Here is a 23,778-nt window from a genome sequence, read left to right on the forward strand (position 1 = left end):
TTCAGCACTGAATCCCGCACTTTCGACGATGAGAATGTTCCCGCGTCGTACTGGTCGCCTGAAGCTGAAAAAGGAGGCACGTCCCTTCACGTGCCCCGGGACACATTCCGCGACAACACTACTGCGATACCGCTAACCCGGCATCCGGTTCTCCAGGTTCCTTTGGTTCTTTGATCAGAATCCACAGAGCCGCCGCACCGATAAGGTCAAACACCGCCAGCGCAACAAAGAACGGACCAAAGCCGATGATGCTGACAAACGCGCCAATAAACAGGTTAAAGATCAACTGACCGGACCAGGCACAGGCGCCAGCCATGCCGACGGCAGTCGCGACCTCATCCTTCCTGAACAGGTCTGCGCCCAGCGTGGCGGCCACGGTAGAAAGTAACTGGTGCGAGAAGCCACCAATGCTGATCAGCAACACGGCGACATAGGGGTTTTGAACAATGCTGACCAGGCCGATGGTGGTCATCAGCACCGCCCCGAGCGTAAAGGTAATACGGCGCGAATTGATCAGGCCGATGCCGCGATCGTTCAGGAACTTCGCCACAAAGCCGCTGGCCAGGCAGCCCAGATCGGCCATCAGGAATGGCAGCCAGACAAACATCGCAATCTCTTTCAGGCTGAAGTGCAGGGTTTCCACAAAGAAGATCGGCACCCAGAAATTGATGGTGCCCCAGGCCGGATCGGCCAGAAAACGTGAGAGGCCAATGCCCCAGAAATTACGCTGTTTGAGGATGGCTAATTTAGAGGTCTTCTCTTTCTGCTCGGTATGAAGGTGTTTTTCCTGACCGCCCTCAATATAGGTGCGCTCTTCCGCCGACAGCCGTTTGGCCTCTTTGGGATCTTTATAAAAGATGAGCCAGATAAAGGCCGCCACAATAGCCAGGCCACCGGCCACCAGAAACGCAAACTGCCAGCTGTGAAACAGTATGCACCAGGCGATCAGCGGCGGTGCCAGCATGGCACCAAAAGAGGTGCCCATATTAAAGACGCCAGTGGCAATGCCGCGCTCCTTAGCCGGAAACCAGGTGGCAGCGGTTTTCACCCCGGCCGGAATCGCCGAGGCTTCACTAAAGCCCATGATGGCGCGCATAAACGCCAGGCCCTGCCAGGAACCCGTCAGTGAGTGCGCTAAGGTGGCCAGCCCCCAGACGATGGCGCAGATAAAAAAGCCCAGCTTCAGGCCAATGGTATCAATGAAATAACCCATCACGGGCTGGCCGATGGTATAAGCCAGCTGAAAGGCGCTGACGACCCAGGAATATTGCTCCTTGGTAATATCCAGCTCCTTCATAATTGTCGGGGCGGCAACGCCCAACGCAGTGCGATCGAGGTAATTAATAATCGTAATAAAGCACACCAGTAATATCATGTGCCATCGGTAATGTTTGATTGTTTTCATGATTACTCCCTCATTGTTACCTTTTCCTTATGACTTTGCTAAACAAGTGACATGATTTTTAAATTAGAGGCAGGTTAATTAATTGAGTGTTAGTAAATCTCGTGATTGCACCTTGTTATTATTAGGTAAGCGATTTTGCAATAAACACGGAATTGCGTGGTGTGATGAGGCGCATTGTTTAATGCCGTGAAAATCACTTTTGGTAAATAATGTGATCAACGTAACCCACACAGGTAAAAAGATTAAATAGCGGCAAGATGGCCTGGAATCAGGTTAACACTAAGACGTTGCAGCCAAATCTTTATGCCTGAAGCCACTTGCTGGCGTGCATAAGGGCATGTCCCTTGCAGGTTGAGAGGCGAGGTGCTTTTTTATTTCGACTGATTCAGACGTGATGTTAATCACCACAGCGGGTTGGATGCCTGATGGTCAATAAGGCAGCCTGTCGTTTTTAACGTAAATAAGAACGCGCTTTTATGAGTATTTTTTAATTCAGACGCTTTTCTCTTTTGTTCGTTTACGCTGCCGGTGCGGAGCGTTTATTCCTGCTGAAAAAAAGAAATGATGGCGATGTTCAGCGTTCATGGAAATACGAGAGTGAAGGAATAGGTTGCAACTTTATAAGAGGAATCCTAAAAGGTCGTCGTTTGATGTTGAACAGGGATTCAGTATTATTTTCACCCTGTGCCACCCGCAAAGGATGTGAGATGCAAATCTGTACGATGGACTATGCTCGTCTCTCGCCAGACGGAAAAAGGGTCAAGCTTGACTGTTATGGCATCGGCTCATTTGATGTTTTGTCAGGAATTGACCGTTATCTCAATAACCCAGACTGTTCAGATAGAGAAAAGGCCGCGATCCCGCCGGGCACATACTGGATAGTCGACCGCCCGAAAGGAAGCGTGCTAAATCAACTGCGTGCAGAAGTGATTGATGCGTATCATTTGTACAGAAATCATCATTCCGAATGGTTTGGTTTATATAACGCAGAAACCATGAGTGATCATGCTTACGTCAATGGCACACGTCGGGGCAGCTTTCGGCTTCACCCATTGAACAGCGACGGCACCGGGGTTTCGTGGGGCTGCGTAACGCTGTACAGTTCATCGGATTTTCAAACCCTCAGAAATGCTTTGCTGCGGATACCTAAGATAAAAGTGCCCGGCGGGAAAGATCTGATGGCTTATGGCCGCCTTGATGTGCGCGGCATTCCAGATTTTAGTCGGTGTGGTGTGAGATGAAAATTGCGATATTTATTATTGTGTTGCTGGCGGCTTTTGTGCTGATCCCGGATAGCTGGATCAACACGTTATTCATGAGCCATATCACTATCGAAGGCGATGGCGAAGAGGCGATGAACAGCTATTCGTTTACGTTCATCGTGGTGAAGTTCGTCCTGTCTCTCGTGCTGGCTGTCCTGGCCTCGTGGGGATACCGAAAGCGAAAACGTTAGCCCGCGCTCAGGTGCCTGGCGGGGACGCACGACAGATGCTCAGCGCGATAAGCCAGGCCTTTCCTGAAGATGATCATCCGCATTCAACACGCGTTTACCGTCCACAGACCCTTTGTTTCTCGCCCTTCACGATTCACATTTTCTGCTTTTCAGCCATCACAATGCCCGCTTTGATAACGCCTTAGCGACACAACGCTTCACTTCCGTTTACTTCCGTTTTTCCCCAGGTGCTGAGATCTGCATCACTTTCACGCTGCGTGTGCTCCCTTACGCTTAACGGCCAGGCAGGAGGGGGGATGATGTTTCTGGAAGAACGACGCAATCAAATTTTGCAATGGCTGGACGAACATGAACGCGTCACCGTTAACGGGCTGGCGAGCCAGTTGCGTGTGACTCGGGAGACGATTCGCACCGATCTGCGTGCGCTGGCAGAGCAGGGGCTGGTTCAGCGCTGCTACGGCGGTGCCATAGTGCAACGCCGTAATCTGCAGGAAAAGCTCATCAGCGAAAGTGGCCATTTTGATGTTTTACTCAAGCGGTTGCAGGCGCGTAAAACCACCGTAAAGACCACCAGCAGGCAGGGAAAAGTCTGCATCCTTGGCGCATTCAATGTTGATATCGTCGCCAGGGTGGCGCGTTTTCCGCAAAGTGGTGAATCGCTGATGGCGCAAGGCAGCACACTCGGGCCCGGCGGCAAGGGGGCCAATCAGGCCATGGCCGCCAGCCGGGCCGGAGCGCGCGTCCATTTTGTTGCCAAGGTCGGAACCGATCGGTTCAGCCAGTTTGCGTTTGATCACCTTTCGTCATCGGACATTCACTCTTTCCGTTTATACCAGACGGATACCGAACCCACAGGCAGCGCCATCATTTATGTCTCGCAGGAAAACGGCGAGAACATGATTGCCATCTACCCCGGTGCCAATAAAACCCTGACGGATGCCGAAATTGCCGAGCTGACCCATGAACTCACCGATGCGGATGTGTTGTTACTGCAGCTGGAAAACAACGTCGAGGCCACGCGCAGCGCTATCCGGCTGGCACACGCACTGGGCGTCCGCATCATCATGAACCCGGCGCCGTTCTCGTCTGAGGTTGTGAACGTTCTGCCGATGATCGATGTGCTGACGCCCAACGAAACCGAGGCCTCGCGGCTCTCGGGCATTGAAATCTGTGACATGGCGAGTGCGCGTAAGGCGGCGCAGGCGATTGTGGCGCAGGGGGCGCAGCGAGTGATCATCACCATGGGCGCGCGCGGCGCGCTGCTGTTCGATGCGCCGCATTGTCACGTCATTCCCGCCTTTCCTGCGCTCAGCGTGGACACCACCGGCGCGGGCGATGCCTTTAACGGCGCGCTGGCCGCCGCGCTGGCGCAGGGGCAGCCGTTACTGCAGGCCGCCACATGGGCATCAGCCTTTGCGTCCCTGGCCGTAGAGCGGGAAGGCGCAAGCAATATGCCCAAGCGGCATCAGGTCATCACCCGACTTAACCAACGATAATCCGACGTAACGCAACAGCCGCGCGCTGGCGCTGGCAGGAGAAACCATGAAAAAGATTGAAGGTATTGTCCCCGTCATGCTGACCCCATTCACCGCAGAGAATCAGATCGATTACCCCGGCCTGTCACGCCTGATCGACTGGTATCTGGCGCAGGGCGTGGATGCGCTGTTCGCCGTGTGCCAGTCCAGCGAAATGCAGTCTCTCAGCCTGGACGAGCGCGTTGCGCTGGCGCGTTTTGTGGTGGAGAAAGTACAGGGCCGGGTGCCGGTGATTGCCTCCGGCCACATCAGCGATGGGTTAAGCGAGCAGACTCAGGAATTGCAGGCGATGGCCGGAACGGGCATTGATGCGCTGGTGCTGGTGACCAATCACCTCGATCCGCACAATCAGGGAAGCGAAACCTTTTATGCTCACCTGAATCACATTCTGGACGCGCTGCCTGCCGGGCTGCCGCTAGGGCTCTACGAGTGCCCGGCGCCGTATCGTCGTCTGCTGAGCGACGACGAGTTCAGCTTCTGTGCCAACAGCGGCCGCTTTGTGGTGCTGAAAGACGTGAGCTGCGATCTGCCCACGGTGCAACGCCGCGTCAGGCTGGCGGAAGGCACGCCGCTGGCGGTGATTAACGCCAATGCGGCCATTGCGTGGCCGGCCATTCAGGCGGGCTCGCGCGGCTTCAGCGGCGTGTTCACGAACTTTCATCCGAACCTCTACGTCTGGCTTTATCACCAGGGCGCCCAGCAGCCTGAAAAAGCCCATGAGCTGTCGCTGTTCCTGTCGCTGAGCGCCGTTACCGAAACTCTCGGCTATCCCAAAAACGCCAAAATTTATCACCAGCGCCTCGGCACCTTCGCCAGCGAGCACTGCCGCGTTAACCGGGACAACGTGCTGGAGAAGTTCTGGGGGCTTGGCGTGTTGCTTGACCAGATTCGTGATGGCAGTGCGCTGTGGCAACACCGTCTTTCATAAAAAAACCGGACACCGTCTGTTCCTGCACCGTTTTACCACAAGGGAAAACACCATGATTGTATGCGATCAACTTGACTGGGCGCGTGAGCGTCACGCGTTTCATCCCATCGTTGACCAGGCGATTCGCTGGATAGCGGCCAGCGATTTCAGCCAGATGGAAACGGGGAAATACGATTTACTGCCCGACAACCAGATGTTCTGCCTGCTTCAGGAAATGGCGACCGAGCCCGCCAGCGCCCGCCGGGCCGAATCCCATTTTCGCTATGTCGATATTCAGTACCTGCTGGCCGGACGCGAAACCATCGGCGTGACGCGTGCCCATCCGCAGCATGTGATAGCGGAAGACCGGCGGGAGGAAAATGACGTGGTGTTTTATCAGGACATCACGGATGAGTACAGCATCGCGCTGACGCCGGGGCAGTTTGCGCTGTTTTTCCCTCACGATATTCATCGCCCTGGCTGTGCGTCGCCGGTGGCGCAGACTATCCGTAAAGCGGTGATTAAAATCCATCTCGATCTGTTTGCCGGGCGGGAGGCACCATGAAACCCTCTGCGGCGATGTCAGAAACAACGTTGAGCGGGCAGGGCACGCTGAAAGGGAAGCTGCGCTGGGGCATTGTCACGCTGCTGTTGCTGGCGGCGATAGTGAATTACCTGGACCGCGCCAACCTGAGTATTGCCAACACCACCATTGCGGCGGAATTTGGCTTTTCGCAAACCGAAATGGGGTTGCTGTTGTCGGCGTTTCTCTGGCCCTATGCGCTGGCTAACCTGCCCGCAGGCTGGCTGGTGGACAAGTTAGGCCCCAAAAAGATGTTCTCCTGGGCGCTGGGGCTGTGGTCGGGCTTTACCGTGCTGACGGCGTTTGCCAACAGCTACAGCTATTTCTACGGTCTGCGTATGCTGCTGGGCGTGTCCGAATCCCCGTTCTTTACCTCGGGAATTAAAATCACCCATCGCTGGTTTGGCGACAGTGAACGCGGTTTACCCACTGCGATTATTAATACCGGTTCGCAAATTGCCAACGCCATTGCACCGCCCATTCTGACCGTGCTGTTGCTGACCTTAGGCTGGCGCGGCATGTTTGTGGCGATCGGCGTAATGGGGCTTCCCCTGCTGCTGGCGTGGTGGAAGTTTTATCGCGATCCCAATGCCCGGGAAGATGCGCTGCTGCATGCCGGACAACCCAGCGTCGCAGTGCCGCAAGAGAAGGGCAAGGTGCGCTGGCGTGCGCTGTTCCGACACAGCACCACCTGGTTTATGGTGATCGGCAACTTCTCCATTATGTTCACGATCTGGGTCTATCTGACCTGGCTGCCGGGCTATCTGGAAAAATCGCTGGGCTTTAGCCTCAAAGCCACCGGCTGGATTGCCTCCATTCCGTTTCTGGCCGGTATTCTGGGCGTGCTGGTGGGTGGGATGCTTTCAGACAACCTGGTGCGCCGGGGCGTCAGGGCCATCACCGCGCGTAAGGTGCCAATCGTATCGGGTGCGGCCCTGGCGGCCTGCTTCGTGGCGCCGATTCCGTTTGTAAACAGCACCCCGCTGGCCATTGGCCTGCTGGCGCTGGGTTATTTCTTCTCGCAGATGCCGCAGGGGGCGCTCTGGACGCTGGCCAGTGACATCGCACCGAAGTCGCAGGTGGCCTCGCTGGGCGCCATTCAGAACTTTGGCGGTTTCCTGGGGGCGGCAATGGCACCGATCGTTACCGGCATTATTCTGGATACCACCGGTAAATTCACCAATGTATTTTTGCTTGGTGCAGCGCTCCTGATGCTGGGCGCGCTGAGCTACGGCCTGTTTGTGCGTAAGCCGCTGTAGGCAGGATAGAAAGTCCAACCACGGTCCAGGGTGGCAAGGCGGCTTAATGGAAAAAGCACGCTGAGTGGTGCCGTTGGCGAGGCGTCGAGGTTGTCATAGTGTACCGCCTTGAAATCAAAGCACCTGAAGCGGCTCACCACCGCAAAAGGCACGGCCGGTTGCCTGTGACGCGGTTTCAGGATGGCAGGCCGGTCGATTGTCCTTCAAGAAAAAGATCCCTCCGGGCGAGTAAGTGTTCATCGCCCGGAAGGGGCTTTCCGCTATTCAGGTTAAACGTTTCATTTGCCGCGAGCTGAAATGCCGGATGACGCATGTTGAGCGACTGGCCTGCAAGCAATCCCCGGTTGGTACAATTGCTCCCGGGAGCATTAACACCTCCATCATCATCAAACGCTGGCACTGATATGTATCAGATCTTTCTGGGGAAAATCTCCTCGCTCAGCGCTGGCCCGACAGCGTCTGTGCTGAAAGATCGTGCCCCATTGGGCGCCCGCCGCGCAGGCTGGCTTGCCGGTCGCGTCATGCTTGCCTCTGTGATTTCGCCCCTGCCGGAGATTGTCGTTGGCCAGCACGGCAAACCGGCTTTTTCCACCGATGTGCGGCTCTGGTTTAACCTTAGCCACAGCGGCGACGATATTGCCTTGCTGCTCAGCGATGAAGGGGACGTCGGCTGCGATATTGAGGTGCTGCGTCCAAGAGCGGGCTGGCGCAGACTGGCGGAAAACCTGTTCAGCGCGCAGGAACAGGCGCAAATAGCGGCGGAAGCTCCGGATCAGCAGTTAGCGGCCTTCTGGCGCATCTGGACGTTAAAAGAGGCGATCATCAAGCAGCGTGGCGCAAGTGCCTGGCAGATGGCCTGCATCGACAGCAAGGCACCGACTACGTTGTCGGTCAGCGCGCTGCAGGTGGGCGGCCTGAGTCTGGCGGTCTGCTCGCCGACGCCGTTTGAGTTGAGCGCGACCACTCTGCGGCGGCTGGCATAAAGGGCTGGCCACACGTTCTCACCGGGCAGCCCTGATTGTTTAGTGACTCTGTTTGCTGTCGTCTTCTTTATGCTTCTTCGCCAGGTAATGGCCTGCTGCGCAACCCGCCACGGCACCGGCAACCGCATGATGTTTAAGATGACCCGCTACGCCGCCCACCAGCGCGCCTTTCAGGCAGCCTTCAGCCTGCGCCTGAGAGGTAACCGACATCAAAAGGCCCAGAGTGACCAGCAGAAAGGGAAGTTTACGCATCAATACTCAGTCCTTATCAAGGGGGAAAAGTGTTCATGCTGCGACGATAACGCGAATGCGAGGCGGGCGGATAAAAAAATGCGAGTCGTTGCGCGACTGTTGCAGAAAAAGCGACGGACTTTTCATGCCAGAGAGGGACTGAATTTTTTGAACCGCATCACACCCTGCGTTTTTCGCGTATCCCTTTGCTCTCTTCCTGAACGTAAAGATGCAATAACTACCTCGCCATACATACAACCGGAACCCACGATGAAAAAAACTTTAGCCTGTTTTTCATTCCTGGCAGGCAGCCTGCTCACGGGATATGCACCAGCACTGATTGCCGCCCCTTTGCCGTTAACGCCAGACACGAGCATCCCGGTAAGCCGCTACATTACGGCGCTGAATCCGGATCACTCCATTACCTTTCGTCTTTTTGCCCCTGCCGCGAAGCAGGTTGCCGTCGTAACCGGCGCCACGCCGCTGAGCCAGCATTCGCATGACATGAAAAAGGACAACACGGGGATCTGGTCATGGACCAGCGAGCCGATGAAGCCCAACCTGTATGAGTACTATTTTGACGTAGACGGTTTCCGCACGCCGGATACCGGCAGCCGTTTCCCGAAACCGCAGCGCCAGGTGAACACCAGTATGATTCTGGTGCCGGGCAGTATTCTGGATGAGCGCAACGTGCCGCACGGCGATGTACTGACCCTGACCTATCACTCCACCGCCCTGAAGTCTGAACGTCAGGTGTTTGTCTGGGCACCGCCGGGTTACAAGGCCGATAGCAAGCCGCTACCGGTGCTCTACTTCTACCATGGCTTTGGCGATACCGGGCTGTCGGCCATCTCTCAGCTCCGCCTGCCGCAGATCATGGATAACCTGCTGGCAGAGGGGAAAATCAAGCCGATGCTGGTGGTGGTGCCCGATACCGAAACCGACATCGTGCAGGCTATTCCCGAAAACTTCCCGCCAGCCGATCGCCGCAAGGACTTTTATCCCCTCAATGCCGCTGCTGCGGATAAAGAGTTAATGCAGGACATTATCCCGCTGGTGGAAAAACGCTTTACCGTGAGTCGCAAACCGGCTGACAGGGCGATAGCCGGGCTATCCCAGGGCGGCTATCAGGCGCTGGTGTCCGGCATGACGCACCTGAACGACTTTGCCTGGCTGGCCAGTTTTAGCGGCGTGACCACCAGTACAGTGCCTAATGAGTTCGTGACGCGTCAGCTGAGCCAGCCGCAGACCGTGAATAAACAGCTGAAAAACTTTACGCTGGTGGTGGGCGATAAAGATATCGTGACAGGCAAAGACATTGCCGGGCTGAAAACCGAACTGGAAAAGCAGGGCGTGAAGTTCCATTACACCCAGTATCCGGGGCTGGGACATGAGATGGACGTCTGGCGACCTGCGTATGTGGAGTTTGTGCAGCAGCTGTTTAAACCACAGTCGCACTAATTCTGGCTTCAACGCTGACCGCGCACAGGATGAGCAGGGCATCCTGTGTATCCTGTGCGCATTCTCCCCAACGCGGCGGGAACGCTGCTATTTCGTTGGCGGCGGATTGCGTCATATCAGCCACGCGGTAAGCGCTTACGCATCACCCGCTGCCCAAACGCATCACTGCCTTCTGCGACCCAGCCATTTGCCTGATAAAACCCCTCCGCGTTCGAGCCGGGATCGGTGGTCAGCATAATCGTCTCTGCGCCCCGATCGCTAAACCACTGGACGATCGCGTTCAGCAGGTGCGTCCCGATGCCCTGTTTTTGATATTCAGGTTTAACAAACAGTCCGCCAATTAGCGGTTCGGGCGCATAGATCCCCAATCCATAACCTGCATAATCATCCCCGACCTGGCAAATCCAGCCGCCGCCCTGACATATATCCTCCAGCGCTTGCTCACGCTGTAAATAGTGAATTTGATGCGCGTGAAGCCGGTTTTCCGTTACGGAAAAGCGTATTTCATATATTTCTTTAAGGTGCCGGGGTTCAAGTTTAAAAAAGGAAAGAGACATGGTCGTTCTGTATAACATGACGGTGAAGTTGGAACACATTATCGTCTGGACCGCGGTATTTCAAGTCGCCAATATTTGGGTTGACCTCTGTATTTCCCGGAAGCGGTTTTTAACCCGCTTTTTTTCATTTGGCTGGCATCCGGTTGTCATCGGTCTGTCAATTTCTTCTGTTTAACGCTGGCCTTAAGGCCGCCGGGACGATTGAGCCCAGCCCTGTTCCCATTTCCCCTGTACTCTGAAAGGAATTAATCGGGACACATTGCCTAACAGGGATGACCGGCGAAAAATGCGGTCCATGGAAAAATGGAGTTTTATAGTTTGCCATTCATCATTAAATAACAAGGGTTTAACGATCGATTTTTGGGATTTGATAGGTTTAATCATAGTTTAATCCGTTAAAATTCATTTGATTGATAGCTAAAGGCGATCAATAATCAATCCACTTCAACATCGTTAATCAGAGCATGGGAATGGAAATCCAGAATCTTGATAATAATAACCGTGCCTGGCGGTTCATTGCTGAACCCATCGTAAACCTGAAATCCGAACGTATTGCCGTTGAAGTCCTAACCCGATTTGCCGCACCAGGGACGCCTTTTTTTCATATAAACAGAATGAATAAAGGACAGAAAATAAAGCTCTTAAAAGAGCAACTGTTCTTAATTGATAGAAAAAGACATTTCTTTGAACGTAACCAGTTGCTGTGTTCTGTCAATGTAGATGTAGAGATGGCTTTTGCGCTGCTGGAAGAACGGGATATTTACGAGCTCGCCACAGCGCATTCTTTTCTTCGCATCGAGGTTTCAGAAGACTTTCCCAACCTGGCTGAGGGGCTTAATAATCCTCTGTTGCGAAAGTTATATAATAATTACACTTTATGGCTGGATGATTTTGGCAGTGCCTCCTCGCATTTTCCCTGTTTGCAGGAGGGATTATATGAGGCGGTTAAAATCGATAAGCACTTTTTCTGGGAACATCATAATCGTCCACTCTGGAAAGAGACGCTGACGCAAATTAAAGACTACTGCCAGTTTATCATTGTCGAAGGCGTAGAAAAGGACACCTACTTCCAGTTTGCTAAACCCCATGCTGCCGCATTTCAGGGCTATCTTTTTAAAGCCTTTTCTTTTGATGCCATTACCTGACGACGCTTTTATTCTTAACGTCGCTGCCTGCTCGTTTTGATTTATTCTGATCGTAAATTTGCTCACTGTCTTATTACTGGCTGAGAGGGTTAAAGCCTACAGGCGGTTGTTGAAGCACGCAGCGTAACGAATGCTGTTCTGGCTGGATAGCTTAACTACAAGAACAGCCCCTCCTGTGATTTACGGCAATCGCGCGGGCTGCAGCCGAACCAGCGGCGAAAGGCGCGTGAAAAAGCGCTGACTTCAGAGTAGCCCAGCAGCAGCGCCATCTCGGAAACAGAAAGATGATGCTGTTTTAGATAATGCGTGGCCATTTCTTTGCGTACGCTGTCCACCAGCGCCGAGAAGCTGGTTTGTTCATCACGTAAGCGCCGTTGCAATGACCAGGCGGATAACCCCTGTTTTTCCGCGATGATTTCCAGTGAAGGTTCGCCGTTCAGCAGTTGCAGATGAATGTCCGTTCGGGTTTGGTTAACGGTGTCCTGACGGACCACGGGCGGGCTGAGCCGACGGATGGCATCCTGCATCACCAGCAGCAGCATCGGATCATGATCCGGCATTTTCCGGTTCAGATCCGCTTTCGCGATGATCATCGAGTTAAAGGGTTGATCGAAGTAAACCGGGGCATCAAACACTTTACAGTGTTCGTGCCAGTGCTCAGGGCGCGGATGCTCAAAATGCACTTCCCGCGGCGCCCAGTGCCGACCTGCGGCATGGCGGATCAGGTTGAGGAACATGCCCAGCGTTAACTCGGCATCCTGGCGGCGCATCAGGATCACGCCATGGCGAACCTGATAATCCAGTTGCCAGCAGTCGCCGCGTTCGGTCAGCCGGATGCAGGTGTTGTGTTGATGAAAGGGAAAGGCATTGACGACGTTCCGCAGCGCCTGTTCCAGCGTGGCTGAACACAAGCCAATATAGCCGATCAGCCCCAGTGACTGGGGTCGGAACTGATGACCGTATTGCAGACCAAAGTTGTCCACGCCAGCCTGGCTTGCTGCTTCCTCCAGCACCCGGCAATAGCTGACCAGGTCCAGGCTCAGCGTTGGGCAGGCGAGCATGTCGGGATCGATCCCGCTGATCCCGAAAATGCGATCGACATCGCCGCCCTGTGCATTGATAAATTCGCCTAAGCCCGTTGCGGCGGCAGACAACACACCGCGATGGCCGCCTGCGCTGGAGATGGCCGTTAACGCGGCCTCTGGAACTCTGCTGGTCATCTTGTTTTCCGCAAAAAGTGAACGTCTCAAGGTTCTGCAAAAAACGTACCAGCTGGAAACCACGCGATAACAATCGCTTACCCGATTCGCTTTCCGTGTTGCACCGCGATCAGGCACTGCGGCGGTGCGTTAAACGCCAATCGGCAGCGCGGCACCTTCAAGATAGCGCTGACACAGCCGGACGGTGTGGCTGGCCCAGCGATCGCCCAGGCTGCGCGCCATCTCGGTCTCGCGGTGGGAAGCCACCCAGGCCGTCAACTGGATACGCCGCTGGATCAGCATGGCGGGGATCATAGCCAGTTCCCGATCGCTGATGTGTGCGACCTGTTCGTAACCGCGTAACCAGTTTTCCACCCACTGCGGCGCACTCGGATGATGCTCAACAAAACTGATGGCTGCGGCAAGATCGTGCAGGTACCAGCCCATGCCGCAGTCATCAAAGTCGATCACCCGGGTTTCGCCTTTATGCACCAGCAGGTTGGTCAGGCGCAGGTCGGCATGAATCAGCCCATAGCGTTCAGGTGACTGTCCGAAGTCCAGCATCTGGCGGCGCACGTGTTCCAGCGTTTCTTCTACCACCGCGTGTTCAGCGGTGGGTAACCCCGCAACGTCCCGCCAGTCGCCCCAGTGGCCTGCCGGAGACACCATCGTATGATGATCCCAGATGATGCGGCGAAACCCCTGCGGCTTCTGCCATTTCCGGCTGTGATGGTGCAGACGGGCAGTAATGGCACCGAGCTGACGAAACGCAGCCGGATCGACGCTGTCGGTCAGCATATCGCCCTCTATCCAGTGAAACAGCACCGCATAGCGTTCGCCGCCATCGGGCAGCGGCAGGACCTGAATGCGTTCACCCTGACGATCTTCTACGGCAGCGGGGACGCTGATGTCCGCCGCCTGAAGCGCGTCCAGCCAGAGCAGCTCACTTTCAATATCCTGCTTCGCGTGGTAATCGCCCCGATGAATGCGCAGCGCGTAGCGGCCCTGCGGCGTGCTGACAGATAACGTCGCGTTTTCTGAGCGACACAGCAGCCTGACCTCAGCCTGTGCACAGGCGGGATAGTTCACTAATGCCCGGTGGGCAAGCTGAAGGATGGTGTCGTTACTCAGCGTATCGTACTGTTTATGGCTCATGTCCGGCTCCCGGGTTTCTGCGTGTAGGGCCAGCATGGCGCTGAACCCTGCCTGCACGCTTGACCTGAAAGCAGGGGAAAATTGACTTTGGCAGGCACCTGGCAGCCAGGCCAGGGGCAAGTTGACCTTAAATCACGGCGTTCTGTTTTCTGCGGTCAAGTTTTTCCCTTCCCACTGTGTCCATCATCTACCCGACAGCTTTTGTGCAGCATTTTTCAATTAACACAGACGGGGAACGCAGTGATGAAAGAGAAACTGAAACCCACCCTGGGCACCCTGCGACTTTGGGGCATTGCCGTGGGGCTGGTGATATCGGGTGAGTATTTCGGCTGGAGCTACGGCTGGGGCGCAGCGGGCACGCTGGGCTTTCTGGTCACGACGTTTTTTGTTGCCGTCATGTATACCTGTTTTATCTTCAGCTTTACCGAACTGACAACGGCTATTCCTCAGGCGGGCGGCCCGTTCGCCTATAGCCGCCGGGCGTTCGGCGACACCGGCGGGCTGATTGCCGGAATCGCCACGCTGATTGAGTTTGTGTTTGCGCCTCCCGCTATCGCGATGGCCATTGGCGCCTATCTCAACGTACAGTTTCCTGAAATTAATCCCAAGCTTATCGCCGTGTGCGCCTATCTGGTGTTTATGGGGCTGAATATCATCGGCGTGAGCATCGCCGCGACCTTTGAACTGCTGGTTACGCTGCTTGCCGTGATTGAATTACTGGTGTTTATGGGCGTTGTGGCGCCCGGCTTTAGCCTGGCGAATTTCGTCGCGAACGGCTGGGCGGGCCAGGGAACCTTCTCGCTGGCTTCCGTGTCCGGTATGTTCGCTGCGATCCCCTTTGCCATCTGGTTTTTTCTGGCGATTGAAGGCGTCGCGATGGCGGCAGAAGAGGCAAAAGATCCCCGCCGCACCATTCCCCGCGCCTATATCAGCGGTATTTTAACGCTGGTGGTGCTGGCGATTGGCGTGATGGTGTTTGCCGGTGGAGCAGGCGACTGGCGTACGTTATCGGGCATTAACGATCCGCTGCCTCAGGCGATGAAAATGCTGGTCGGGAATGACTCGCGCTGGATGCACATGCTGGTGTGGATTGGCTTATTCGGCCTGATCGCCAGTTTTCATGGCATCATCATGGGCTATTCCCGCCAGTTCTTTGCGCTGGCCCGCGAAGGGTATCTGCCGCCCGCCCTGGCGAAGCTTTCACGCTTTAACACACCGCACCGCGCCATTCTGGCCGGTGGCGTAGTGGGCATTCTGGCCATTTTCTCTGACGGGATCAGCTTTCAGGGCATGAGCCTGACCGCCGCCATGATCACGATGTCGGTGTTTGGCGCCATTGTGATGTACATCATGAGCATGCTGAGCCTGTTTAAGCTGCGTCGTACCGCTCCCACGCTGGAGCGCAGTTACCGTGCGCCGGGTTATCCGGTGATCCCTGCCATTGCCCTGTGCGGATCGCTGATCTGCCTGGCGGCGATGCTGTGGTTTAACCCGGAGATTGGCGCGCTGTTTATGGCCTTTATGGTCGTGGGTTACCTCTATTTCCTGACGACCCAGTCCCGGCGCGGCACGATCGCGCAAACCTCTGTCGCGGCGGAGATCGACTAACGCAGACAGACGCTGCCGCGCACTGATGTACGGCAGCGACAGTATTGAATCCGAGGAGTGATGATGACGGTACGTTCAACCATTATGGATACCAACAGCTTTCGTGCAGAAAACGCGGAAGCGCTGGCCCCGGCGATTCGCCAGTTAACCGACAAACGCAGCAAGGTGCTGGGCGAGTCATATCGGCTGTTTTACCGTAACCCCGTGCATCTGGTGCGCGGGCAGGGGCAGTATCTCTGGGATCAGGCGGGCAAACAGTACCTGGATATGTATAACAACGTCGCCAGCATCGGCCACTGTCATCCGGCGGTCGTGGAAGCCGTGCACCAGCAGATGATGCGGCTGAATACGCACACCCGTTATCTGCATGAGTCTATTCTGGACTACAGCGAGCGCATTTTGGCAACGATGCCGGCGGCCATCGATCGGGCCATGTACATGTGCACAGGGTCCGAGGCAAACGATCTGGCGATTCGTATGGCGCATGCGTGGAGCGGCGGCACGGGCATTATCGTTTCGAAAGAGGCCTACCACGGCACCAGCGCGCTGACGTCCGGCGTATCACCGGCACTGGGCAGCGGCCAGCCGCTGTCATCGCATACCCGGCTGGTGGCATCGCCAGATTTTTACCGCATTCAGCCCGCCGATCAGGGTGCCTGGTTTGCCCACGAAATTCAGAAACAGATCGATGATATGGCCGCGCACGGCATTAAGTTTGCGGGCTTTCTGGCGGATTCCATTTTCTCTTCGGACGGCGTATTGCCCGGCCAGCCGGGCTTTTTAAAGCAGGCGATCGACGTCGTCCATCAAAACGGCGGAATTTTTATTGCCGATGAAGTTCAGCCCGGCTTTGCCCGTACAGGGGAATCATTCTGGGGATTTGCGCGCCACGGTGTGGTGCCCGACGTGGTGACCACGGGTAAACCGATGGGCAACGGTATTCCCGTATCCGGTCTGATGGCGAAAGCCCCGGTTATGGCGGCCTTCAGTGACTCGCTCCCGTATTTTAATACCTTTGGTGGCAATCCGGTGTCGATGGCGGCGGCGCACGCGGTGATGGATGTGATCGAGCAGGAATCGCTTCAGGCGCACAGCCTGAAAACCGGGCAAGCTTTGTTAGCGGCCCTGCAGTCCCTTCAGGATACCTATGCCTGCGTAGGCGACGTGCGCGGCGCTGGCCTGTTTATTGGCTTTGAGCTGGTCACGGACAGAGAGACGAAGCAGCCTGACAAACGGCTGGCGCTCGATTTGGTCGAGGCGCTGCGCGAAGAGTGTGTGCTGACGTCTGTCGCCGGACCTTACGGCAACGTGCTGAAGATTCGGCCGCCGCTGTGCTTCCAGACGCATGATATCGACTGGGTAGTCAGCGCGATGGATCGCTGCCTGAAAAAACTGCAGGGATAGGCCGCTGCCGGGCACAGGACAGGGCGGTAACGGGATGATTTTGCTGAATGCTGCACGCGTCGCATAACGCCCGTCATCACTGCACGGATAAAGCCCGACGTCAGCCGGGCTGGCGATATCCGTAAAACCTGATGCCAGGGATTGGCACGGCAGAATTACAAGGGGAGTTCGTGGCTGTCGCCGGAAATTGTCCAGCTGTCAGGATCCAGTAACCGCCCCTGCCCGAAAACACAGCCGTTTGGCTGGAAAAACACCTCGCCATATTGCGGATCGTTGACGTAAAAGGTGCCGTCTTCGCGCCGCTCAACGGTGAGCTGTGCAAATCGCGCCTCAAAATCCGCCAGGTTATCCAGCCGCGGATCGTCATTCAGGCGAATCAGCCAGCAGGTTTCCTGCCCCGGCAAGCGGACTTCACAGTGCTGTGTCGGGCCATGAGCGACCCGCTGGAACGCGCGGTTGCCGGAGATCTGTACCATACCTTTACCACTGCGCAGCAGAATGCGTTTATCGTAGCAACGCACGTCATCAAAATAGCGCTGCGGCAGCCAGGCGTGAGAAAAATCAGGCTGCCCTTCATGAACACGAAACAGAACGATCGCCAGGCCGCGATACTGCTGCACGCGCGGTAGCGTGCCACATCCTCCCCAGTAGGAAGGCCGCCCGAAGCCACTGTGCAGGCGTTCACCCGGATGGTTGATCCAGATCTGCGCCTCCGGCGTCTCGCCGATCCTCAGATGAATCGGGGTTTCCTGATAGCCCCATTCGCCCCAGCGGTATCCGGCAAGGGAACCCATTGCCACGTCGCGGGTTTTATAGTGGTAAAGGCGCGCAATGCGGTTAAGCCCCTGAGCGAAATACCATTCCAGCGCGCTGTCACCTTGCCATACCGCCACCTTTGCCAGTTCAGGTGAGAGCGTCAGTTTGCCCTGCTTTAACAGTAGCGCCAGCTGCGGTAAGGCATGAAAGCGACAGCCAACGTTGCCTTTGCCCCACAACAGGCGCGAGATAGCGGACAGCTCCAGCGAGCGACCTGCGCGCAGCGTATGCTCGTATGAACGACCTTGCGATGCGGTGAGCATGCCCTGATGGCTGGATCGTGCAATCTGCTCCAGCAGGCGGAGGATAGCGCGCTGGCTGCGGGCAACGATTTCGGCATCCGGTGCCAGGGCGGCGAGGGCGGTTAATCCCTTGAGATCGATAGGGAAGTAAGGCGCGGAATTCCATTCGGCCATCTCGCATTGTTCAAAGTGATCCAGCCATGCCAGCACGCGCTGACGGCCTGCCTCTGCCTGATCGCCGCCCAGGCGGCCGGATCGTACAAAGGTTTTATCCGGAAAGGTGCTTCCCGCCAGGTAGGCGGCGGTATGAAACAACAGCGCATGGTTTTCAGAAAAATACCACTGCACGTCATTTCCCGGCTCATCCATCCAGTAACGAAAGGCTAAAATCGCCCGATCCATTTTCTCGCGAACGGGAGCGGCAATGCGATCCGCCCACTGGATCCGACACCACAGCAGCGGTACAAGCGTAAAGTCGGCGCAGTCATGGCAATCTTCAACCGGTGTTAAAACGCCCTCCAGCATGTTCTGGGTTTCGGTGTCATCCATCCCGCAGGCTAGCCGGGCCAGCGCTTTTACGCTGCTGTATTCGCCGTGCAGGGCAACATGCATTAGCGCTTCGTCTGCACGCGCGTCTGCCGTTTTCGGCACCTGCGCCTGTTGCTCTGCATGGCAGATCTCCACGCCCAGGGTGCGCCTGATATGAAAGTTGTCTTTTTCCATGCTGATAACGAAATGACGAAAATCAGCCGGCAACGCGTCGCTTTCGGCAATCTCTGCCACCGTTTCGCCTTGATGTAAAACCGCGTTGATCAGTACGGGCTGGTCTAGCGAAATAAAGTCGCCCTGCACGCGGATATTCAGGTTCAGCGTTTCCGGGGCTGGGATTGGGAAGCACAGGCGAACGGTGCCGCCTGTGTAGGTCGGCTGTTCAAACGCCATGCCTTCGAGCAGGGCTTCCATTTGCCGCACCCGATCTGCCTCAATCGGTGTTGCCAGTGCCACCTGCAGCGGCGCACCTTCAACATAGTCCAGTTGAAAAAAGAAGCGCACATCGCGTTCGGCCAGGTCATCGAACCAGACCGCGATAGCGTTCACCCCGGCATCCAGCATGAGCGCGAACTCAACGGTGCTTTCCAGATTACGCTGATAGTCTGCCTGCCATGCCACATCACCGCCGTTCAGCGTAATACAGGCGGCACCGCAGGTGGTCAGCCGAAAACGGTACAGGCCACGTTGTTCCGCAACAAGGCAGGTTTCTGCCTGAGCGCCGATGCGCGTGGCCCGGAACCAGAAACCTGATAAATCGACCCGATCGGAACCAAAAGGGAACCACCAGTTTTTCAGGGTAGTATCGCCGAAAGGAGTGGGCTTTTTTCCGGCATAGTGTTGCTGAAACTGCGTACGACAGGGATAGGTATGGGGAATAAAGTTTTTATGTTGGCTCAGAAAGAAAAACGGATCCATTTCACCGGACATCGGCGCATTGGGCACATCATAGCGCTGTGAAGAAATCGCGGATAACTGCCAGTAGCGAACGGCTTCATTCTGGTTAAGGGGGAAGTAACAATAATGGTTCTGGTCCATGATGATATTCTCCTGGTGTCGACGTCCTGTTATTTTTTTAAATGTCTTAACCCTTCGGTCAGGCATAAAATAGCCAGCGCCTGGCCATAACCGGTTGGCTGTAGCGGAATGTCTTTATAGAACTGCAGGGTTCTTCCCATGCGTGTGCCATAAGAGACGTTGTGGACTGTGCCGCTGCTGTCAATATTTCGCCGTACCGCGCCCAGGGCTTGTAAACCTGCCTGCAACCAACGTTCATCGCCATAGCCAAGACGAACGCCTTTTAATAAGCCATAGCCAAATCCGGCGGTAGCCGATATTTCTTCATAGCTGTCTGGATGGTCGAGCAGCGTGTGCCATGCACCGCTCTCAGATTGCAGCGTGATTAATGAATTAATTTGCGTTTTCAGGCATTCGAGTAAATAGTCACGGACGCCGCCGCGAAGCTGGGTCAGTTCCAGAAACTCAATAATGCCGACAGTTATCCAGGCATTTCCCCGCGCCCAGCGGGCCTGAGCAAAATGGCTCTTCTCGGCAAAGCTCCAGCCGTGAAACCATAAACCGGTCTGCGGATCGTTAAGATAACGGGCATGCAGTAAAAACTGGCGTACGGCCTCATCGACCAGCGCCTGTCGTCCGGAAGCTACACCGTAATGGCCGAGAAACAGCACCACCATAAACAGCGTGTCATCCCATATCTCCATGGGGTTAATGCCGTCGGACACCACGTGCTGGAAGCCTTGTTCCGGGGTGCGCGGCAGTTCTGTCATCACCCTGTCGGCCCAGCTATCCAGCACCGCTTGATAATGTGGTGCCCGGTTATGTGCCCACAGCAGGGATAACGGCAGCATGGGGGCGGTGGTATTAATATTTAACGGGGGCAGGCCTTTTTTAATATTTTGCTGAAACCAGTTTTCAATGATTTGGTAAATATCGTCGCGACGGGTCAACTCCCATAATCTCACCAGACCGAACAGGCCAACGCCCTGCGGCCATTCCCAGTGAGCAAATGAGATGTAATCCCCCGCTGTGCCATCTATATTGGGTTCGTTAAATTTGCCTTCGTCTTTTAGCTGTGTAAATCCATTCAGTAACAGATCAAGTTGGCGGGCTGTTGATAATAATTCCATTATATTTCCCTCAATGCTGTATAAATCCTTACTCGTTTTTTATATTTCTGTGATTATTCACTGTAACCTTGACGTCCTTATTCGCCTCGACAGGCGGGAGTAACGGTTATCCATAGGTTTCTCTGGGAAATGAAATCCCATGACGTCATCATTATCGGCTGGCCTCAAGAAGCCAGTTTTACATTAACCAGATATATTGACTTATTCATACGGTTGGCGTTCAGGGTCACTATTGTGGCCTCAATCATTATTCTTTCTCATAAGAGAGTAAAACCGGCTTTAATGATGCGATTGCCTGCCTGATTAATCGGGCTGCCTGCCATCATTATTCACGCATAACGACAGGCTCGCCCGGGCAGACGTAAAGGCTTAATGCTCAGCCTTAACGCGAGAGCCAGCCGCCATCGACGGCAATCGTATAGCCATTCATATAGTCAGAAGCCCGTGAGGCAAGAAATACCACCGGCCCCATCAGGTCCTCTGGTTTTCCCCAGCGACCGGCGGGAATGCGATCGAGGATTTCGGCACTTCGCTTTGCATCAGCGCGCAGTTGCTGTGTGTTATCGGTTGCCATATAGCCCGGGGCAATTGCGTTGACATTAATACGGTGCTTCGCCCACTCGTTGGCCAGCAAGCGGGTTATGCCCATTACGCCACTTTTAGACGCGGTGTAAGAAGGCACGCGGATCCCGCCCTGAAAAGAGAGCATTGAGGCGATGTTGATGATCTTGCCCCCATTCCCTTGGGCAATAAAATGTCGGGCGGCGGCCTGCGACATAAAGAACAGGCTCTTGATATTCAGATCCATCACATCATCCCAGTCCTGTTCGCTGAAGTTGATGGCATCCTCACGGCGAATCATGCCCGCGTTATTCACCAGAATATCAATGCGGTCAAAGTAGGCGATGGCGCTGTCCAGCAGGGCAGGAATAGCATCAATGTTACGCAAATCAGCTTTCAGGCTAAGGAAGCGACGTCCCAGCGCGGTCACCTGTTTAATCGTTTCGTCGGGTTCAACCTGATTAATACCAACAATATTGCAACCGGCTTCAGCCAGTCCCAATGCCATAGCCTGACCCAGGCCGGTATTGCAGCCCGAAACCACCGCGATTTTGTCTTGAAGAGAAAACGCATTCAGTATCATGTGGACTCCTTATTCACGCGCTACCTGCTTCTGACAGGCGGCGCATTGGTGAGGATTAGCGCAGATCCTTGACCGATACGTGGTCCATATCATCAAACACCTGGTTTTCACCGACTGTTCCCCAGATAAAGGTATAGGCTTTCGTACCGACACCTGAATGGATCGACCAGGCCGGTGAAATGACGGCCTGCTCGTTGTGAACCAGAAGATGACGCGTTTCCTGCGGCTCACCCATCATATGAAAAACGCAGGCATCATCATCCATATCGAAATAGAGATAGACTTCCATACGGCGTTCGTGGGTATGACACGGCATGGTATTCCAGAGGTTGCCGGGTTCAAGCTGCGTTAACCCCATACTGAGCTGGCAGGTTTCCAGGACGTCAGGAACCAGATACTTGTTGATCGTGCGGCGATTGCTCGTGAGGTTATCGCCGAGCGTGACGGCAGCGGCATCGCCAGCCGTCACTTTGCGGATGGGCAATGTTTTATGCGCCGGTGCGCAGTTGTAATAAAACTTCGCGGGGCGATGTGGGGCCAGGCTGCTGAACAGGACTTCTCGGGCACCTTTGCCGATATACAGCGCTTCACGATGACCGATCTCATAGTCTTCGCCATCAATGGTGACCTGACCGGGCCCGCCGATATTAATCATGCCGAGTTCGCGACGCTCCAGAAAATAGCTGACGCCAAGTTGCTTACCCACATCGTTACCTATCGCGACAGCCTGGCCGACCGGCATCACGCCGCCAACAATGATACGGTCGATATGGCTGTACACCATGGTGAACTCATCGGGCACAAAGATCTTCTCAATCAAGAATTCATCGCGTAATCCTTGTGTATCCAGCGCGTTGGCGTGGGCGCTATGAATGCTTTGTCTGACTTCCACGTTAACCTCCCGTTAGTGGTGCAAGTAAATTTATTCAGTAATGAATTAAAGCAGCATGAATTCATTTTTGTGCATCCTATTCGGCAAAAAATCTCTTTTCAATTAAAATTGAAACAATGTTTTATTTTTAAATTGAATTGGTGAGATGGCTCTGGTTTTTTTTATGGGATGTGAGGTGTTCATGTAATTTAATTTGTTAATTATAAAGTGAAATGCATGTGAGCTTTATTAATTTATGATTTTTATCAGTTGTTTTAATATTTATATTATTAGATGGTTGTTAATGTTGATTTGTTTTTGTTAATACTTCTTGAGGAGTTTCTTGATACTTTTAAAGTGACATTGATTTACCAAATTTTGAAAGAATTTATAATCTTAATAACACGTTCGTTATAAATAGTATTATGTAAAGATTTTATAGTCAGAAAATATATTTAACGCTCAGGGTTTATACTTTTGACGATACAGCTTTTTACGCCAGGCGCGTGCAAACAAATAATATGCAACAGATTTGTAAAACATCCTGCTATTAAGGGATCTAATGCAAAAAATAATGAGGAGCATGCTGATAACAGAAGAGCTAATTAGCCATGCACTGTGCATTCGGGCCTGATAAATTGCGACTATATCAAATATAAAATTGAGGCTTGCCAGTGTTGTTGTAAAAACATAAATAGCAAGGTATATCTTTATAGCGTGATAGAAGCCCCTGACTATGGAAAATGCAGAGATGTAGACGAACAGGCAATAAATAATCGAAGTGATAAATACGCCTGTCAATGTAGGATATTTAGGCCAATTGAAGTTATCGATCATTTTAATGCCTAATGGCATCAGAGACATCGCACAAGAAAACAGTGAGCATATTAGACTTGAGCTTAAAGGGATACCCATAATATGCCATCCAATTGGCACTTCCATCTTATCTGTCATCTCATCTTTAATGGATTCAAGTTGTTCATCATTAGCTTTACTAATTTGTGCAGTGACCTTTTTGCTAAGCTCTAATGAACTTTTCAGATTATAAAACATGATTATCAAAAACTTCCTTGGTTTTTTATCAATACAGGATGTGTTTATTTAATAAAATAGGGTCACCATGT

22 protein-coding genes are annotated in these 23,778 nt (G+C 54.1%); 12 read left to right on the top strand and 10 right to left on the bottom strand.

What is annotated here, in order from left to right:
* Positions 1 to 118: 118 nt before the first annotated feature.
* Positions 119 to 1,405, bottom strand: a complete 1,287-nt coding sequence (locus tag DFO57_RS08165; RefSeq protein ID WP_110015258.1) for an MFS transporter — start codon at positions 1,403 to 1,405, stop codon at positions 119 to 121.
* A gap of 707 nt (positions 1,406 to 2,112) precedes the next feature.
* On the opposite strand from DFO57_RS08165, the gene DFO57_RS08170 reads away from it, so the two are divergent.
* The 7 genes from DFO57_RS08170 to acpT all read left to right on the top strand — a co-directional run bounded on the left by DFO57_RS08170 (position 2,113) and on the right by acpT (position 8,125).
* On the top strand, positions 2,113 to 2,646 hold the full coding sequence (locus DFO57_RS08170; protein ID WP_022622305.1) for a DUF2778 domain-containing protein: 534 nt from the start codon (positions 2,113 to 2,115) through the stop codon (positions 2,644 to 2,646).
* Entirely contained in the window at positions 2,643 to 2,858 is a 216-nt protein-coding gene (locus tag DFO57_RS08175; RefSeq protein ID WP_014606679.1) for a hypothetical protein, read from the top strand. Before DFO57_RS08170 ends, DFO57_RS08175 begins: the two co-directional genes overlap by 4 nt.
* A gap of 299 nt (positions 2,859 to 3,157) precedes the next feature.
* Positions 3,158 to 4,354, top strand: a complete 1,197-nt coding sequence (gene rbsK / locus DFO57_RS08180; RefSeq protein WP_031283442.1) for a ribokinase — start codon at positions 3,158 to 3,160, stop codon at positions 4,352 to 4,354.
* Between the two features lie 46 nt (positions 4,355 to 4,400).
* Positions 4,401 to 5,321, top strand: coding sequence for a dihydrodipicolinate synthase family protein (locus tag DFO57_RS08185; protein ID WP_014606677.1), 921 nt, complete (start codon positions 4,401 to 4,403; stop codon positions 5,319 to 5,321).
* A gap of 52 nt (positions 5,322 to 5,373) precedes the next feature.
* Entirely contained in the window at positions 5,374 to 5,865 is a 492-nt protein-coding gene (locus tag DFO57_RS08190) for a YhcH/YjgK/YiaL family protein (RefSeq protein ID WP_110015300.1), read from the top strand.
* Positions 5,862 to 7,142 (top strand): MFS transporter, encoded by a 1,281-nt coding sequence (locus DFO57_RS08195; RefSeq protein WP_110015259.1) that lies wholly within the window; start codon positions 5,862 to 5,864, stop codon positions 7,140 to 7,142. The genes DFO57_RS08190 and DFO57_RS08195 overlap by 4 nt, the downstream gene beginning before the upstream one ends.
* 404 nt (positions 7,143 to 7,546) lie before the next feature.
* Positions 7,547 to 8,125, top strand: a complete 579-nt coding sequence (acpT, locus tag DFO57_RS08200) for a 4'-phosphopantetheinyl transferase AcpT (RefSeq protein ID WP_110015260.1) — start codon at positions 7,547 to 7,549, stop codon at positions 8,123 to 8,125.
* A 39-nt stretch (positions 8,126 to 8,164) separates the two neighbouring features.
* Here the strand turns inward: acpT and DFO57_RS08205 are convergent, their stop codons facing one another.
* Positions 8,165 to 8,377 carry a hypothetical protein gene (locus DFO57_RS08205; protein WP_078828919.1) on the bottom strand — a complete coding sequence of 71 codons (213 nt, stop codon included), beginning with the start codon at positions 8,375 to 8,377 and terminating at the stop codon, positions 8,165 to 8,167.
* 249 nt (positions 8,378 to 8,626) lie between these two features.
* Here DFO57_RS08205 and DFO57_RS08210 point away from each other — a divergent pair, with 249 nt between their 5' ends.
* Positions 8,627 to 9,817, top strand: a complete 1,191-nt coding sequence (locus tag DFO57_RS08210) for an alpha/beta hydrolase-fold protein (protein ID WP_110015261.1) — start codon at positions 8,627 to 8,629, stop codon at positions 9,815 to 9,817.
* A 116-nt stretch (positions 9,818 to 9,933) separates the two neighbouring features.
* Here the strand turns inward: DFO57_RS08210 and DFO57_RS08215 are convergent, their stop codons facing one another.
* Complete coding sequence (locus DFO57_RS08215) at positions 9,934 to 10,413, bottom strand: GNAT family N-acetyltransferase (protein ID WP_014606671.1); 480 nt, start codon at positions 10,411 to 10,413, stop codon at positions 9,934 to 9,936.
* On the opposite strand from DFO57_RS08215, the gene DFO57_RS22740 reads away from it, so the two are divergent.
* A complete protein-coding gene (locus DFO57_RS22740; RefSeq protein ID WP_015701030.1) occupies positions 10,373 to 10,549 on the top strand; it encodes a hypothetical protein in 177 nt (58 codons plus the stop codon). The genes DFO57_RS08215 and DFO57_RS22740 overlap by 41 nt on opposite strands.
* Positions 10,550 to 10,844: 295 nt before the next feature.
* The gene (locus tag DFO57_RS08220) at positions 10,845 to 11,519 is read left to right on the top strand and encodes an EAL domain-containing protein (RefSeq protein WP_231858591.1); all 675 of its coding nucleotides are present in this window, start codon (positions 10,845 to 10,847) and stop codon (positions 11,517 to 11,519) included.
* A 155-nt stretch (positions 11,520 to 11,674) separates the two neighbouring features.
* On the opposite strand, the gene DFO57_RS08225 is transcribed toward DFO57_RS08220, so the two are convergent.
* Together DFO57_RS08225 and DFO57_RS08230 are read right to left on the bottom strand one after the other, a co-directional pair.
* Positions 11,675 to 12,739, bottom strand: coding sequence for an AraC family transcriptional regulator (locus DFO57_RS08225; RefSeq protein ID WP_110015262.1), 1,065 nt, complete (start codon positions 12,737 to 12,739; stop codon positions 11,675 to 11,677).
* Between the two features lie 129 nt (positions 12,740 to 12,868).
* On the bottom strand, positions 12,869 to 13,873 hold the full coding sequence (locus tag DFO57_RS08230) for a phosphotransferase enzyme family protein (RefSeq protein WP_014606668.1): 1,005 nt from the start codon (positions 13,871 to 13,873) through the stop codon (positions 12,869 to 12,871).
* Positions 13,874 to 14,116: 243 nt separating this feature from the next.
* Between DFO57_RS08230 and eat the strand changes: the two genes are divergently transcribed.
* Together eat and DFO57_RS08240 are read left to right on the top strand one after the other, a co-directional pair.
* A complete protein-coding gene (eat, locus tag DFO57_RS08235) occupies positions 14,117 to 15,481 on the top strand; it encodes an ethanolamine permease (protein WP_014595250.1) in 1,365 nt (454 codons plus the stop codon).
* A 63-nt stretch (positions 15,482 to 15,544) separates the two neighbouring features.
* Entirely contained in the window at positions 15,545 to 16,885 is a 1,341-nt protein-coding gene (locus DFO57_RS08240; RefSeq protein ID WP_014606667.1) for an aspartate aminotransferase family protein, read from the top strand.
* Positions 16,886 to 17,040: 155 nt separating this feature from the next.
* Here the strand turns inward: DFO57_RS08240 and DFO57_RS08245 are convergent, their stop codons facing one another.
* From DFO57_RS08245 to DFO57_RS08265, 5 genes are all read right to left on the bottom strand, one after another.
* On the bottom strand, positions 17,041 to 19,530 hold the full coding sequence (locus DFO57_RS08245) for a hypothetical protein (RefSeq protein WP_110015263.1): 2,490 nt from the start codon (positions 19,528 to 19,530) through the stop codon (positions 17,041 to 17,043).
* Positions 19,531 to 19,559: 29 nt separating this feature from the next.
* Complete coding sequence (locus tag DFO57_RS08250) at positions 19,560 to 20,639, bottom strand: glycoside hydrolase family 105 protein (protein ID WP_019105051.1); 1,080 nt, start codon at positions 20,637 to 20,639, stop codon at positions 19,560 to 19,562.
* A gap of 382 nt (positions 20,640 to 21,021) precedes the next feature.
* Positions 21,022 to 21,783, bottom strand: a complete 762-nt coding sequence (gene kduD / locus DFO57_RS08255; protein WP_019105052.1) for a 2-dehydro-3-deoxy-D-gluconate 5-dehydrogenase KduD — start codon at positions 21,781 to 21,783, stop codon at positions 21,022 to 21,024.
* Positions 21,784 to 21,838: 55 nt separating this feature from the next.
* On the bottom strand, positions 21,839 to 22,675 hold the full coding sequence (gene kduI / locus DFO57_RS08260) for a 5-dehydro-4-deoxy-D-glucuronate isomerase (RefSeq protein WP_019105053.1): 837 nt from the start codon (positions 22,673 to 22,675) through the stop codon (positions 21,839 to 21,841).
* 441 nt (positions 22,676 to 23,116) lie between these two features.
* Entirely contained in the window at positions 23,117 to 23,707 is a 591-nt protein-coding gene (locus tag DFO57_RS08265; RefSeq protein ID WP_024472321.1) for a hypothetical protein, read from the bottom strand.
* Positions 23,708 to 23,778 lie beyond the last annotated feature (71 nt).

It is taken from the genome of Pantoea sp. AG702, from assembly GCF_003182295.1.
Lineage (GTDB): Bacteria > Pseudomonadota > Gammaproteobacteria > Enterobacterales > Enterobacteriaceae > Pantoea > Pantoea ananatis.

Excerpts from the sequence above, each read along its gene's own strand:
- DFO57_RS08230 (WP_014606668.1), bottom strand. The coding sequence starts at position 13,873 with ATGAGCCATAAACAGTACGATACGCTGAGTAACGACACCATCCTTCAG.
- DFO57_RS08205 (WP_078828919.1), bottom strand. The coding sequence starts at position 8,377 with ATGCGTAAACTTCCCTTTCTGCTGGTCACTCTGGGCCTTTTGATGTCG.
- DFO57_RS08165 (WP_110015258.1), bottom strand. The coding sequence starts at position 1,405 with ATGAAAACAATCAAACATTACCGATGGCACATGATATTACTGGTGTGC.
- DFO57_RS08250 (WP_019105051.1), bottom strand. The coding sequence starts at position 20,639 with ATGGAATTATTATCAACAGCCCGCCAACTTGATCTGTTACTGAATGGA.
- kduD (WP_019105052.1), bottom strand. The coding sequence starts at position 21,783 with ATGATACTGAATGCGTTTTCTCTTCAAGACAAAATCGCGGTGGTTTCG.
- rbsK (WP_031283442.1), top strand. The coding sequence starts at position 3,158 with ATGTTTCTGGAAGAACGACGCAATCAAATTTTGCAATGGCTGGACGAA.
- DFO57_RS08185 (WP_014606677.1), top strand. The coding sequence starts at position 4,401 with ATGAAAAAGATTGAAGGTATTGTCCCCGTCATGCTGACCCCATTCACC.
- DFO57_RS08215 (WP_014606671.1), bottom strand. The coding sequence starts at position 10,413 with ATGTGTTCCAACTTCACCGTCATGTTATACAGAACGACCATGTCTCTT.
- DFO57_RS08225 (WP_110015262.1), bottom strand. The coding sequence starts at position 12,739 with ATGACCAGCAGAGTTCCAGAGGCCGCGTTAACGGCCATCTCCAGCGCA.
- DFO57_RS08240 (WP_014606667.1), top strand. The coding sequence starts at position 15,545 with ATGACGGTACGTTCAACCATTATGGATACCAACAGCTTTCGTGCAGAA.
- DFO57_RS22740 (WP_015701030.1), top strand. The coding sequence starts at position 10,373 with ATGGTCGTTCTGTATAACATGACGGTGAAGTTGGAACACATTATCGTC.
- DFO57_RS08245 (WP_110015263.1), bottom strand. The coding sequence starts at position 19,530 with ATGGACCAGAACCATTATTGTTACTTCCCCCTTAACCAGAATGAAGCC.
- eat (WP_014595250.1), top strand. The coding sequence starts at position 14,117 with ATGAAAGAGAAACTGAAACCCACCCTGGGCACCCTGCGACTTTGGGGC.
- acpT (WP_110015260.1), top strand. The coding sequence starts at position 7,547 with ATGTATCAGATCTTTCTGGGGAAAATCTCCTCGCTCAGCGCTGGCCCG.
- DFO57_RS08170 (WP_022622305.1), top strand. The coding sequence starts at position 2,113 with ATGCAAATCTGTACGATGGACTATGCTCGTCTCTCGCCAGACGGAAAA.
- DFO57_RS08210 (WP_110015261.1), top strand. The coding sequence starts at position 8,627 with ATGAAAAAAACTTTAGCCTGTTTTTCATTCCTGGCAGGCAGCCTGCTC.
- DFO57_RS08220 (WP_231858591.1), top strand. The coding sequence starts at position 10,845 with ATGGAAATCCAGAATCTTGATAATAATAACCGTGCCTGGCGGTTCATT.
- DFO57_RS08195 (WP_110015259.1), top strand. The coding sequence starts at position 5,862 with ATGAAACCCTCTGCGGCGATGTCAGAAACAACGTTGAGCGGGCAGGGC.
- DFO57_RS08265 (WP_024472321.1), bottom strand. The coding sequence starts at position 23,707 with ATGTTTTATAATCTGAAAAGTTCATTAGAGCTTAGCAAAAAGGTCACT.
- DFO57_RS08190 (WP_110015300.1), top strand. The coding sequence starts at position 5,374 with ATGATTGTATGCGATCAACTTGACTGGGCGCGTGAGCGTCACGCGTTT.
- DFO57_RS08175 (WP_014606679.1), top strand. The coding sequence starts at position 2,643 with ATGAAAATTGCGATATTTATTATTGTGTTGCTGGCGGCTTTTGTGCTG.